This is a genomic window from Sporosarcina psychrophila (genome assembly GCF_001590685.1).
GTDB classification, from domain to species: Bacteria; Bacillota; Bacilli; order Bacillales_A; family Planococcaceae; genus Sporosarcina; species Sporosarcina psychrophila.
Window position 1 is genome coordinate 1,294,105 of record NZ_CP014616.1, and the last position, 13,331, is coordinate 1,307,435.

The following is a 13,331-nucleotide window of genomic DNA, read 5'->3' on the forward strand; positions in this document are numbered from 1 at the left end:
CTATTTCACGTCTAGGCCACCAGTGCCTAGAGGCTCGGAGGCCCACAGGATGTGGGTCACGCAGACATTGCCGCAGGACGCGGCGTACTTTGGCTGTGTTCCTTAATTTGTCGGTCCGGCTGTGCGGCAAAGAACGCCGCTTCGCCAGCCCGGCTTATGCCTGTCGCCCCTGACCAGGCGCTTGCGCTTTTGTTATTGCCCATTCAGTATGGAAATGGCCTTCTTTATCCAGGCGTTCATAGGTATGTGCGCCAAAATAATCGCGTTGAGCTTGGATAAGATTGGCCGGTAATGTCTCCGTACGGTAACTATCATAGTAAGCCAATGCACTTGAGAGAGCAGGAATTGGAATCCCATGTTGAATGGCTACGGCTACTACTTCGCGAAGCGAATTCTGATAGTCTCCTACTATTTCTTGGAAATAGGGATCAACTAAAAGGTTTGGCAAGTCACTGTTAGTATCAAATGCCTCTTTGATATTCTGTAAGAACTGGGCACGAATGATACATCCTCCACGGAAAATCATGGCTACTTCTCCGTAAGGGATTTTCCAATCATACTCCTCAGATGCTGCACGCATTTGCGCAAAACCTTGGGCATATGAACAAATTTTACTCATATATAAAGCTTTACGAATCGCTTCAATCAACTCTTTTGGATCACCTACATACTTTTTCAGTTCAGGGCCTTTTAGTAGTTTACTTGCTGCAACGCGCTCTCCCTTAATAGAAGAAATAAATCGTGCAAATACGGACTCTGTGACGATTGGAAGGGATACGCCTAAGTCTAACGCATTTTGGCTAGTCCATTTTCCTGTGCCTTTTTGTCCGGCTACATCTAGAATTTGATCAATGAGCGGTTTCCCAGTTTCTTCATCCATCTTTGTGAAAATATCTGCTGTGATTTCAATGAGATAGCTGTCGAGTTCTCCCTTGTTCCATTCTGAAAATATTTCATGCAACTCCTGCGCATCAAGACCAAGTGCATGTTTCATGATGAAATAGGCTTCGGAAATCAGTTGCATATCGCCATATTCAATGCCATTATGAACCATTTTCACATAATGTCCTGCTCCATCAAGGCCCATATATGCACTGCAGGGAATGCCGTCAACTTTTGCCGAAATAGCATCAAGAATGGGCTTCACTTGTTCGTAAGCTTCTTTTGAGCCTCCAGGCATAATCGATGGGCCGTTACGAGCTCCTTCTTCTCCACCAGAAACACCTGCACCAATGAAATGTATGCCTGATTCTTTTAAGGTTGCTGCACGTCTATTCGTATCTTTAAAGAATGTATTTCCTCCATCGATAAGAATATCCCCTTGTTGAAGATGAGGGACAAGGGACTGGATCACTGTATCTGTCGTTTCCCCGGCTTTAACCATTAATAAGATCTTACGTGGGACTTCTAGCGAAGCGACTAGATCTTCAATGCTGTAGCTACCATGAATAGCTTTATCTTTCGCTTCTTTGTTGGAAAATTCATCTGTTCGATCTGTCCAATAATCATAGACAGCTACCGAATAGCCTTTACTTTCGATGTTTAGCGCAAGGTTCATCCCCATTACGCCCAAACCAATAACGCCCATTTGTTTCTTAGTCATAATCCTACCCCATTCTTTTTATGTAATTTATCACGTTTTGCTTCGGAAATAATAAAACTTCGTACTGTAGGTAATCTGCAATATGAAGATTTCACGTCTAGACTCCATCACCTAGAGACTTGGAGGCCTCCAGGATATGGGTCACGCAGCGGGGAGGGATTGAACTTCATCCCTCCTAATTGTCGCAGGACGCGGCGTACTTTGGCTGTGCTCCTGAACAGGCGGCTCTTTACCACCAATTAAATTGATCGGCCTGCAATAGTTGATTAGCTGCTTCTGGCCCATTTGAACCGGCAGGGTATGAATGTAAAGGTAGTGTATTCTCTTGAAACGCTTCTAGGAGTGGTTGAATCCACTGCCATGATAATTCAACTTCTTTCCAATTAGCGAAGAATGTTGCATTACCGCGTATCGCATCAAATAGAAGTAGTTCATATGCTTCTGGCTGATCCTCTGAATTGGTGGAGAAATTAATGGAAGCTGGCTCAAATTGGTTACTTGAAGGGTTTTTCATATTTATCACTAAAGAAATACCTTCATTCGGACTAATTTCGAATATCAATAAGTTTGGAGTGATCCCATCGGCTGGAAGGGCATCTATTTGTTTTACATTGTTCGTAAACTCAATGACAATCTTGGTGGATTTTGTACCTATCCGTTTCCCTGTTCGTATATAAAAGGGGATTCCGCTCCAAGATGGATTGTCAATATAGAGGCGAGCTGCGAAATAAGTATCATTCATTGAAGAAGCATTAACCCCAGGCTCTTCTTTATAACCAACAACCGGGGTGTCAAAAATCTCACCGGCTTCGTATTGGCCACGTACAACATCTTGTTCCATCTTATCTTTATTGATAGGTCGAAGGGATTCCATGATCGTTACTTTTTGCTTTCGAATTTCTTCAGCAGTCATTTTTTCGGGTAGGTGAAGGGCCGTCATCATTACTAACTGAAGAAGATGATTCTGAACCATATCCCGAATTGCACCTGCTTGATCGTAATAATCAGCTCGTGTTTCTACCCCGACCGTTTCACATGCTGTGATTTGTATATTAGCAATTCGTTTATGATCTAATAATGAACCAAATATCGGATTGGCGAATTCAAAGGATTCGAGATTTTGGACCATAGGTTTTCCAAGATAGTGGTCGATTCTGTAAATTTCTTCATCATTGAAAGCGTTGTTCAAACTCTCGTTTAATTGTCGTGCCGTCTTTAAATCGCTTCCGAAGGGTTTCTCAACTATGAGCCGCTTCCAGCCTGATGTTTGACTGATACCGCTTTGATTAAGACCAGATGTAATGATATCAACCAGTTGAGGAGCAACCGACAAATAGAAAAGTCGATTTCCGGGAATGTTTAATTCTATTTCTCTGTCGTAAATAAGTTCATGTAGGTTTTGATACGAATCATTGTCTGTTGCATCAAATTTACAGTATCGAAATTTGGCTAAAAATTCATTCAATCCGGTAGTTTGGACAGCTCTTCTAGAATATTCACGAAGTGCACTTTCGACTTTTGATTGGAAAATGTCATCGGAAAAATAGTTTCTGCCTAAACCAATTATGGAGATTGAATCTGGCAATTTGTCGTCGAGAAACAAATTATATAAAGCAGGAAATAATTTACGTTTTGCTAAGTCTCCCGTTGCTCCAAATAAAACAAAGGTCATGTCTTGGGTTGTCCATTCTTCTTGGAAATCAATTAATTGATTTTTTTCATCAGGTCCAACTGAGGCTGTTACGTTATCCATTTTCGCTTTCCTCCAATTGTAGTGTAGACACGAATTATACTTGAAACTGCTTCAAGTATATCATTAAACGATGCGTGGTTCTAAGACTATAAATAAAATCATATATAGAGGACATGCATGAACTTAGTGTCAATTTTGGTATACTGATGAGGTAACGAAAGTAGTTTTGCTAGACGGCATGCTAAATTTCATGCGAGGATAGCTATATAGTCAGACACTAAAAAAAAGGAAGTGTTGCTAAAATGAAAATGCATGATGTAACAGGCACTATTTATGAAGGTATGACTGTTTACAAAGATAAACCTGAAAAACAACCAAAACTTAATCGGGTAACAAATGGCTATGTAACCGAAACTCGGTTGGAGATTGATGTGCATACAGGAACACACATCGATGCGCCGCTACACATGGTTGTAGATGGAGATACATTCGAATCAATTCCAATGGAAAGTCTTGTGGGACAGTGTAAAGTACTCGATCTAACAAATGTAGAAGATGGGATTTCTAAAGCGGATTTAGAAAAATTTGAGATCCAAAAGAGTGATTTCGTTCTATTTAAAACGAAGAATTCTTTTGAGGATACATTTAATTTTGATTTTATTTATCTTGCACAAGATGGAGCAGAATATCTTTCTGAGATTGGTATTCGAGGAGTGGGAATAGATACGCTTGGAATTGAAAGAAGCCAAGAAGGACATCCAACTCATAAAACATTATTTGCAAACGAGATTATTATTATTGAAGGACTTCGTTTAAAAGAAGTTGAACAAGGGGACTATTTCATGGTTGCTGCACCTTTAAAATTGACGGGTACAGATGCATCACCTGCAAGAGTGTTATTATTTGAGGGACTACAATAATTTTATTAATTGAGAAGCAAATCCCACCGGATAACTATTACCGGTGGGATTTTGTTGTTCCTATAGGAAACTATAAAATTATTGGTCTGTGGATTATACCCTAGTCGGTTGTGCTTAGGTAACGTCTATTTTTCTATTGTATAGGACTGATGACTCGTATATAATAAAGTCACTATCCAGAACTTTCGGATAACTATAGTGATACATGTTGCAGGAACTCAAAAACATAAGGGGGAATGACGATGAAAAAAGGATTGCGCTTTATATCATTGGGGTTACTGTTAGCGAGTGTAAGCATTCTATTGTTTGCTTGTGGAACAGGCACGAAGGATTCTGGTTCATCGAAAGATGGAGACAGCGGAAAAAGAGTATTAAAAGTTGGGACGGATGCAACGTATGCACCAATGGAGTTAATGGATGAGAAAGGCAATATTGTTGGGATAGATATTGATATTGTGAAAGCGATTGCAGAAGCTGCAGGATTTGAAGTTGAATTCAAAAACTACGGTTGGGAGCCTTTATTCCCGGCAGTAGATGGTGGAGAAGTGGATTTTGCTGTGTCATCGATTACGATCACAGATGAACGCAAAGAATCATTCGATTTTTCAGATCCATATTTTGCCGCGAACCAATTGATTCTTGTACCGGAAGATTCAACTGTTGCCAAGTTTGAAGATTTGAAAGATAAAAGGGTTTCTGTTCAAATCAATACAACGGGTCATATCGTAACTAGGGAACTTCTAGGGAATACAAGTTCCAAAATCGTAGCAACAGAATCTATGCCACTAGCAATTAGTGAAATGATTAATGGCAATGCAGATGCAGCTGTAGGGGATAATGCAGTTATCATTGATTACAAAGCGAACAACCCGAAGGTGAAACTTAAAACAGTAGAAGATGATAGTTTTGAAAAAGAGTTTTATGGATTAATGGTCAAAAAAGGCAATACAGAAATTATTGACATGCTGAATGAAGGGATTAAAATTATCAAGGACAACGGGAAATTGAAGGAAATCACAGGGTTTGATGTTGACTAATCGTTTGTAGTTTAAAGACGATATGCATACACCAAGTCATTTAATGGGAGTGATTGAATTGGTTTTCCTAGATTTTCTGGATTTAATGGATATTAGATGGGAAATGATATGGAATTATCGCGAATTATTCATTCGTGGAATTGGAATTACTTTAGCACTCACCGTAGTTGGCTATTTGGGAGGCTTTGTATTAGGCTTATTCGTGGGTATGGGGAAATTATCCAAGAAAAAGTGGATCTATTATCCATCCAAATACTATGTCGACTTTTTCCGTGGGACGCCATTATTAGTACAAATTTTATTAATACATCTAGCACTTATTCCAGGGATTTTCGGTCACTCATTGGGTTATTTTGTATCAGGTGCACTTGCGCTTGTTTTAAATAGCGCTGCATACAATGCGGAAATTATACGTGCGGGTATTCAGTCGATTGAAAAAGGGCAAATGGAAGCGGCAAGGTCTCTTGGAATGACGCAAAATGTAGCGATGAAAAATATTATTCTACCGCAGGCTTTTAGACGGATGGTTCCACCACTTGGGAATGAATTGATTGCCCTTCTAAAAGATTCATCATTAGTTACGATTATCGCAGCTAATGATTTATTGTACGCGGGGAAAGTAGTTGCCGGAGCTTATTCAAGGTTTTGGGAGCCCTATCTTACGGTTGCAATACTTTATTTGTGTCTAACTTTCGTTTTCGGTAAAATTATTTCGTATGTAGAAAAACGCTTCAGTAATAGCTATGTTCCAATGCAAAGAAAGAAAATGTTCTCAACTCGGCGTTAAGGTAGGAAGGTGATCAAATGATTAAAGTGGAAGGCCTCTATAAGTCTTTTGGGAAATTGGAAGTGTTAAAAGGAATCGATTATGAAGTGAAAGAAAAAGAAGTCATTTGTGTTATCGGTCCAAGTGGTTCTGGGAAAAGTACATTTTTACGCTGTATAAATTTGTTGGAAGATATTACGGCCGGCAACATTTTTATAGACGGAGTTAAAGTAAATGACCCGAAAACGGATATCAATGGAATCCGGAAAGATGTTGGTATGGTGTTTCAACAGTTTAACCTGTTCCCGCATATGCGTGTAATCGATAATATCACTATTTCTCCGCGGAAAATCCGGAAAATGAATTCTGCGGAAGCGGAAAAACTAGCTCATGAATTGTTGAAGAAGGTCGGACTAGCTGATAAAGCGAATTCTTATCCCGAACAGTTATCGGGTGGTCAAATGCAACGTGTTGCAATTGCGAGAGCATTAGCGATGCAACCTAAAATCATGCTATTCGATGAACCGACTTCTGCACTCGACCCAGAAATGGTGAAAGAAGTGCTGGATGTTATGAAACAGCTTGCAATTGAAGGGATGACAATGGTCGTCGTCACGCATGAAATGGGCTTCGCGAGAGAGATGGGCGATCGCGTGATGTTTATGGATCAAGGAATAATCGTAGAAGAAGGTATACCTGATCAAGTATTTAATAAACCCAAAAACGAACGAACAAAAGCATTTTTAAGTAAAGTGCTCTAGTTTGGACCAATCTTGCAAGCTGGAATCAAGGAAAGCAGATAGGCGATGTATGTTCGCTTATACTGTTTTCCTTTTTTATGAAGGAATTTGTGAATCTTCTTGTGTGGTAAAGTGAAATTTATAATACATGTAAGCAAATTTTTGTGAGGTGATTTTTATTATGAAACAGTGGACGAAGGAAATAGAGATTGATGCGCCAATTGAGCAAGTATGGAATTTTTTTAATGGTTCTTTAGAAAATATGCAAAAAATTATGCCACAAGTAGTTGAAAATAAACCTATTACAATAACAGATGGAATGGTCGGAAGTGTGTATTTACAAAAATATAAAGAAGGAAAGCGTGTTATGGAGTACCAAATAGAAACGTTAGAGTATGACGATTCCCCGAATGCGAAAAAGTTAAAGGTTGGTTTTACACTTGCTAATATGTTTGATATAACGGCGCGCTACGAGCTGGTCAAGCTCAGTGATCACAGAACTTCTTTAACCTATACTGCGACGAATCGTCCGTTAAAATGGTTCATGAAATTATTTTTACTGTTTTCCACAGACAAGATTGTAGTGGAATTTTTACAACGGGTAAAAGAGGTAGCTGAATCGGAAAACTAAACTATCGATCCTCTCACAGAAACTAACTGGATGATGGAGTCTATACAATAGAAAAGGCCATCCCACGGGGAATGGCCTTTTTATCATGATGAGTACCAATATGATTTGAGGACAACACAACATACACCGAATTCCTATATAAACTAAGCAAAGGCGCCTTAAAGGGGGAGCCGAAGCCCAAAGACTGGCAGCATTCCCTAGCGAATTCAATGGGATTCTTTATCTCAACAAATAGAGTAAATTACTTAGGGGATATTTGGTAGGGCAAATTACAAAATATAGTTCAAGTAAACCAACATGATTCCAAGATCAGCTAGGATATGACTAATAATTGATGCGCTGATTGAATTCAATTTGTATCTAAAGTAGCCCCACATAAGACCTGCTATAAATACTGGAATAACAGCAATGAAATTAAAAGGAAATGTGAAAATTGAAAAGAGGGGAACTAGATGATATAGACTATAAAAAAATGATGTAATCATAATCGTTTGAGCCGCACCTACTCTATCTATAAGGCGCTTATACATAACATCTCTCCAATAGAGCTCCTCCAAAACAGGATTGATGAAGATGAGGAAAATAATTAACCAGAAAAGGATACTTCCTGTGAAATTCCACTCCACCAAAATTTGTTTTAGTTCGCCAAGATCGAAAACTAAATTATGTAGTAGTGCAACTGCCCCGTAAATAGCTACCAAAGAAATAACACCACTAATCAGACCAACTGTGAAATATTTGAGATTGAGGTGTTTTTTACGATTCCATCGAATACTTTTATTTCTAAAGTATAGTAGAATCGGAACAAATAAAAGCCAACCATAGAATAGGATGAAGGTAATAGGGACACTTTTGAATATGATTAAACCTAAAAAGATCATAATCGTAGGGCCAATTAATAAAACTGAGAGTTTCATCATAAATCCTCCATCTGTTTTAAGTCGTAATAAAGATCCCTATCTTTCGGGTAGCAATGACTATCATTTTAAACCGTATCATTATATCGTATCATTTACCGATTAATTAATCAGTATAATCTACTAATTGGATTTTGAAGGATATATCGATTACACTAAACAATTTCAAGTTAGATTTTCATGGTTAACGCATAAAATATGTTCCAATAAAAAAGAAGTAACCACCAGTAATGGTGATTACTCCATATAGGAATCTTGATGTATAGAGCCAGACATTATCTCTACACGCAGCTCTTTTATCTACTTGTATTCAATGGTTTGATATTCGCTTCAATTGCCGCACGTTTACCTTCCAAAAATGGTGGTAGCGCAAGTGACTCACCCAATGTTTCAAGCGGCTCATCTGTTGCGAATCCAGGTCCATCTGTTGCAAGTTCGAATAGGATACCATTTGGCTCGCGGAAGTATAGTGAACGGAAATAGAATCGCTCTACAAATCCGGAGTTCGGCAATCGTGTACTGTTAATTTTATCAATCCATGCATGTAGTTCTTCTTCGTCCTTAACACGGAAAGCTACGTGGTGAACGCCGCCTATCCCTTGCACCTCTGCAGGTAAGTCATTGCGTGGCTCAACGAACACTTCAGCGCCTGAACCACCATCTCCGACTTCCATAACAATGATGTCGTCTTGTCCTTCAACAAGAGCTGGAACACGGTTCTTCTCTGTAAACCCGAGTATTTGAAGAGCTGCGATAGTCGGTTCAGGAGTGCGGACAGTTAGCCTAACTGGACCAAGCCCGGTTATCCCATACTCAACCGGAACAGGGCTCTTATCCCATGGAGTTCCAGTCGCAGCGACTGAGTTTGTCTCATCGGAAACGAGCGTCAATTGTTGACCTTCCGCATCTTCGAAGAAAATAACATTGCGACCAGCAAATTCTGAAATGGGTGCATGTTTTACGTTAAATTCAGTAAAGCGTTCAATCCAATAATTTAGTGCAGCGTCACTTGCTACACGAAGTGATGAGTTGGAAATACTACTGACACCTGCTCGTTTTGGTCCAGCATTTGGGAAATCAAAAAATGTCAGTTCAGTTCCTGGATTCCCTTGCTCATCTCCGTAAAATAAATGATAAGCAGTTGTGTCGTCCTGATTTACTGTTTTTTTCACTAGTCGCATACCAAGTACCTCAGTGTAAAACTTAAAGTTATGCGCCGCGCTACCAGTCATTGCTGTTAGATGGTGAATGCCTTTTACGTTCATCTTTATCAATCCTCTCTTGGATAATATCTTTGTAAAGTTATCTTGAATTCAAGCTAATATTACAGCGAGAGGACGAAATTGTCAAGAGATGTGTCCCTTCGAGGGTTCAATATCCATACATATCATCTGTTTTTATCTTCATAGGTATTCAGAACGATTATTCTTTATTCTGGAAAGGGACTATAAAAAATGTGATATATTTTTATGATTAGATAGCTTATTTACGAAGAAGTTGATATAATCTATATTATTAGAAAGTTATTTACGTACATGGATAAATGAAGGAATATCGTTTAAGCGTGAGGTAACGCTTATCTTGGTATTCCTTTTTAATCACATAATATACGGAAATAGCCAAATCAGCTGGCCTGAAAATTAGACATAGGGAGATGCACACATCATGACGAACCATGTAATCACTGTCACATTGAGTGAATCAAAAAAACAAAAACCACAATCAGATCAGTTGGAATTCGGAAGAGTATTTACAGACCATATGTTTGTGGCTGACTATTGTGAAGGCCAAGGCTGGACGGATCATAGAATCATTCCATATGCACCACTTGAAATGGATCCGGCGGCAACCGTTTTTCACTATGGTCAAACAATTTTTGAAGGATTAAAAGCCTATGTAGGCAAAGAGGGGCAAGTATTGTTATTCCGCCCAGAAGAAAACATGCGTCGCATGAACAAATCGAGTGAACGCTTATGCATGCCAGCTTTCAATGAAGAAATTGCAATCGAAGCTTTAGAAAAATTAATTTCTATCGATAAAGACTGGATTCCAGTAACAGAAGGAACTTCCCTGTACATAAGACCATTCATGGTTGCGACTGAACCCTATCTTGGCGTTTCACCATCGAAGAAATATAAATTCATCATTATCCTTTCTCCTGTTGGATCGTATTATAAAGAAGGAATTCATCCCGTTAAAATTCTCGTTGAAAATGAGTATGTGCGTGCAGTAGCAGGCGGAACTGGAACGGCAAAAACAGCCGGTAACTACGCGTCCGGGCTAAGAGCACAAGAAATAGCAAGCAAAAAAGGTTATTCACAAGTTCTTTGGCTTGATGGTGTAGAAAGAAAGTATATAGAAGAAGTGGGAAGTATGAACGTCTTCTTCAAAATTAACGGTGAAGTTATTACACCAATATTAAATGGCAGTATTTTAGAAGGAATTACGAGGAAGTCAATCCTTCAATTACTGAGGCATTGGGATATTCCGGTTGTTGAACGTAAAATATCCATGGAAGAACTTCGTTCAGCACACCAAGCAGGTACTTTAGAGGAAGCTTTCGGAACAGGAACGGCAGCAGTTGTTTCACCAATTGGAGAACTAAATTGGGGCGATGACATAATGGTCGTTAATAATAATCAAACCGGTGAATTATCTAAAAAACTGTATGAGACACTAACGGGTATTCAAACCGGTAAAGTGGAAGATTCATTCGGGTGGGTAGTTGAAGTCACTGACACGGTAAAAGTATAATTGTTTCTTCTATATAATAGGTGAAGAAAAGGGTAGCCCTTCCAAGGTGCTATCCTTTTCTTTGTATCCAGTTGGGGAAGTCCTGCATATAGTAGGGAAGCGCCTAGAATTACTAAATGGATAGCGGAAGGGGATTGTGTGGATAAATTATCACCAAACCACAAACAAGTCATAGATGAAAACAGTAAAGATAAACAGTTGGAACAATTCCGTGTGAATAATGAAGGAACAAAAATGACAACAAATCAAGCACTGAAAGTTTCGAATGACGAGGAATCATTGAAAGCGGGTATCCGTGGACCAACATTAATGGAGGACTTTCATTTTCGTGAAAAATTAACTCACTTTGACAATGAAAGGATTCCAGAGCGGGTTGTACACGCCAGAGGATATGCAGCACACGGTTTTTTCGAATTGTATGAATCAATGAAGGAATTTACAAAAGCAGGATTTCTACAGGAACCCGGAACGAAAACCCCAGTTTTTACGAGATTCTCGAATGTTGTAGGGAGCAAAGGTTCTGCGGATACAGTAAGGGATGTACGGGGATTTGCTGTTAAGTTTTATACCGAGGAAGGGAACTATGATCTTGTGGGTAACAATATTCCCATCTTTTTCATCCAAGATGGCATTAAGTTCCCGGATCTTGTCCATGCGATACAGCCTGAACCACATAACGAGATGCCGCAAGCTGCCTCTGCACATGATACGTTTTGGGACTTTGTTGCTAACAACCAAGAATCGGCGCATATGGTCATGTGGCTAATGTCAGATCGGGCGATTCCGAGGAGTTGGCGAATGATGGAGGGATTTGGTGTTCATACATTCCGATTCGTCAATGAACAAGGTAAAGGCCGGTTTGTAAAGTTCCATTGGAAACCAGCACTTGGCGTACATTCGCTTGTATGGGATGAGGCACAGAAGATTTCTGGGAAAGATCCAGACTTTCAACGGCGGGATTTATGGGAATCAATTGAACATGGTAATTTTGCGGAGTATGAACTAGGTGTACAAATGATTGATGAAAAAGATGAATTCATGTTCGATTTCGATGTACTAGATGCTACGAAACTTTGGCCGGAAGAAATCGTACCTGTTAAAATATTTGGCAAGATGACGCTTAATCGTAATGTTGACAACGTCTTTGCGGAAACAGAGCAAGTTGCGTTCCATCCGGGTAATGTCGTACCTGGAATTGATTTCACAAATGACCCACTTCTACAAGGTAGATTATTTTCCTATTTAGATACACAACTCATTCGCCTCGGGGGACCGAATTTCACTGAGATTCCTATCAATCGTGCCGTCTGTCCATTCCATAATAATCAGCGAAATGGCTATAGCCGTCAGAGAATTGATGTTGGGCAGGTCAGTTACCATAAAAACTCGCTTGCGGATAATACACCGTCCACTTCTACTGCGAAAGAAGGCGGATTCGTCCATTATGCAGAAAAAGTGGAAGGGCGTATCATTCAAGCAAGAAGCGATTCATTCAAAGATTTCTTTTCTCAGGCAAGGCTATTTTGGAACAGTATGTCGCCACCAGAGAAGCAACATATCACTGATGCATTCATCTTTGAAGTTGGGAAAGTGGCTAGTAAAAGTGTGAGACAGCAAGTCGTTGATATGTTTGCCAATGTGGATAAAGAATTGGCAATCCATATCGCAGATGGTGTCGGGGTAAACCCTCCTACTAGCAAGCAAGTGAACGTCAAGGCCTTATCACCGGCACTCAGTCAGCAAAATACGACGAGAGTCCCTTACACGTTGAAAGTCGGCGTGCTGATTGGCAATGATTTTAATGGTGCAGAAGTGAAAAGAGCTGTCAAAACGTTAAGGAAATATGGCGTCACTGTGGATATTGTTGGTGAAAAACTTGGCACAGTGAGGGGTGCGGATGGCCTTAATGTAATCGTTAATGAAACATTCCTTACAATGGATCCGGTTTTATTTGATAGCTTATATGTTGTTGGTGGTTCGGCTGAAAATCAAGCAAAATTCAATTCCAATATCCAATACTTTATTAACGAATCGTTCAAGCATTATAAACCGATTGGATTTGCATCGACAGGTCTTCCTTTCTTTGAATTATCAAATGCGAAGGCGGGGCCAGGAATTGTCTTCGCGACGGATAATCCCGATTTTGATGATGATTTTGTAAAAGCAATCGCACAGCAACGCTTCTGGGACAGAGAAATTTATTGAAGAATGGCCGCTCCGATTAGAAATAGGGAGCGGTTTTTTCTTTGACTAGGAAATTATAAAATCTC

General features: G+C 39.6%; 11 protein-coding genes. 7 read left to right on the top strand and 4 right to left on the bottom strand.

Annotation, left to right across the window (positions count from 1 at the left end):
• Positions 1–154 precede the first annotated feature (154 nt).
• A complete protein-coding gene (gene gndA / locus AZE41_RS06230) occupies positions 155–1,603 on the bottom strand; it encodes an NADP-dependent phosphogluconate dehydrogenase (protein WP_067206897.1) in 1,449 nt (482 codons plus the stop codon).
• A gap of 229 nt (positions 1,604–1,832) precedes the next feature.
• A complete protein-coding gene (gene zwf, locus AZE41_RS06235; protein WP_067213868.1) occupies positions 1,833–3,275 on the bottom strand; it encodes a glucose-6-phosphate dehydrogenase in 1,443 nt (480 codons plus the stop codon).
• Positions 3,276–3,598: 323 nt separating this feature from the next.
• Here zwf and AZE41_RS06240 point away from each other — a divergent pair, with 323 nt between their 5' ends.
• The 5 genes from AZE41_RS06240 to AZE41_RS06260 all read left to right on the top strand — a co-directional run bounded on the left by AZE41_RS06240 (position 3,599) and on the right by AZE41_RS06260 (position 7,390).
• On the top strand, positions 3,599–4,216 hold the full coding sequence (locus tag AZE41_RS06240; RefSeq protein ID WP_067206899.1) for a cyclase family protein: 618 nt from the start codon (positions 3,599–3,601) through the stop codon (positions 4,214–4,216).
• A gap of 242 nt (positions 4,217–4,458) precedes the next feature.
• Positions 4,459–5,253 (top strand): basic amino acid ABC transporter substrate-binding protein, encoded by a 795-nt coding sequence (locus AZE41_RS06245; RefSeq protein WP_067206901.1) that lies wholly within the window; start codon positions 4,459–4,461, stop codon positions 5,251–5,253.
• A gap of 85 nt (positions 5,254–5,338) precedes the next feature.
• Positions 5,339–6,040: an amino acid ABC transporter permease gene (locus AZE41_RS06250; RefSeq protein WP_338653165.1), complete on the top strand. Its 702-nt coding sequence runs from the start codon at positions 5,339–5,341 to the stop codon at positions 6,038–6,040.
• Between the two features lie 17 nt (positions 6,041–6,057).
• Entirely contained in the window at positions 6,058–6,780 is a 723-nt protein-coding gene (locus tag AZE41_RS06255; RefSeq protein ID WP_067206907.1) for an amino acid ABC transporter ATP-binding protein, read from the top strand.
• A gap of 160 nt (positions 6,781–6,940) precedes the next feature.
• Positions 6,941–7,390 carry an SRPBCC family protein gene (locus AZE41_RS06260; protein ID WP_067206910.1) on the top strand — a complete coding sequence of 150 codons (450 nt, stop codon included), beginning with the start codon at positions 6,941–6,943 and terminating at the stop codon, positions 7,388–7,390.
• Between the two features lie 269 nt (positions 7,391–7,659).
• On the opposite strand, the gene AZE41_RS06265 is transcribed toward AZE41_RS06260, so the two are convergent.
• A complete protein-coding gene (locus AZE41_RS06265) occupies positions 7,660–8,310 on the bottom strand; it encodes a CPBP family intramembrane glutamic endopeptidase (protein ID WP_231885779.1) in 651 nt (216 codons plus the stop codon).
• Between the two features lie 293 nt (positions 8,311–8,603).
• Positions 8,604–9,572: a ring-cleaving dioxygenase gene (locus AZE41_RS06270; protein WP_067206916.1), complete on the bottom strand. Its 969-nt coding sequence runs from the start codon at positions 9,570–9,572 to the stop codon at positions 8,604–8,606.
• Positions 9,573–9,972: 400 nt separating this feature from the next.
• On the opposite strand from AZE41_RS06270, the gene AZE41_RS06275 reads away from it, so the two are divergent.
• Both AZE41_RS06275 and AZE41_RS06280 read left to right on the top strand, forming a co-directional pair.
• Positions 9,973–11,061, top strand: a complete 1,089-nt coding sequence (locus AZE41_RS06275) for a branched-chain amino acid aminotransferase (protein ID WP_067206917.1) — start codon at positions 9,973–9,975, stop codon at positions 11,059–11,061.
• A 138-nt stretch (positions 11,062–11,199) separates the two neighbouring features.
• Complete coding sequence (locus AZE41_RS06280; RefSeq protein ID WP_067206929.1) at positions 11,200–13,266, top strand: catalase; 2,067 nt, start codon at positions 11,200–11,202, stop codon at positions 13,264–13,266.
• Positions 13,267–13,331 lie beyond the last annotated feature (65 nt).

Coding starts and splice junctions, on each gene's coding strand:
- AZE41_RS06265 (WP_231885779.1), bottom strand. CDS start 8,310: ATGATGAAACTCTCAGTTTTATTAATTGGCCCTACGATTATGATCTTT.
- zwf (WP_067213868.1), bottom strand. CDS start 3,275: ATGACCTTTGTTTTATTTGGAGCAACGGGAGACTTAGCAAAACGTAAA.
- AZE41_RS06275 (WP_067206917.1), top strand. CDS start 9,973: ATGACGAACCATGTAATCACTGTCACATTGAGTGAATCAAAAAAACAA.
- AZE41_RS06250 (WP_338653165.1), top strand. CDS start 5,339: ATGGATATTAGATGGGAAATGATATGGAATTATCGCGAATTATTCATT.
- AZE41_RS06270 (WP_067206916.1), bottom strand. CDS start 9,572: ATGAACGTAAAAGGCATTCACCATCTAACAGCAATGACTGGTAGCGCG.
- AZE41_RS06260 (WP_067206910.1), top strand. CDS start 6,941: ATGAAACAGTGGACGAAGGAAATAGAGATTGATGCGCCAATTGAGCAA.
- AZE41_RS06240 (WP_067206899.1), top strand. CDS start 3,599: ATGAAAATGCATGATGTAACAGGCACTATTTATGAAGGTATGACTGTT.
- gndA (WP_067206897.1), bottom strand. CDS start 1,603: ATGACTAAGAAACAAATGGGCGTTATTGGTTTGGGCGTAATGGGGATG.
- AZE41_RS06245 (WP_067206901.1), top strand. CDS start 4,459: ATGAAAAAAGGATTGCGCTTTATATCATTGGGGTTACTGTTAGCGAGT.
- AZE41_RS06255 (WP_067206907.1), top strand. CDS start 6,058: ATGATTAAAGTGGAAGGCCTCTATAAGTCTTTTGGGAAATTGGAAGTG.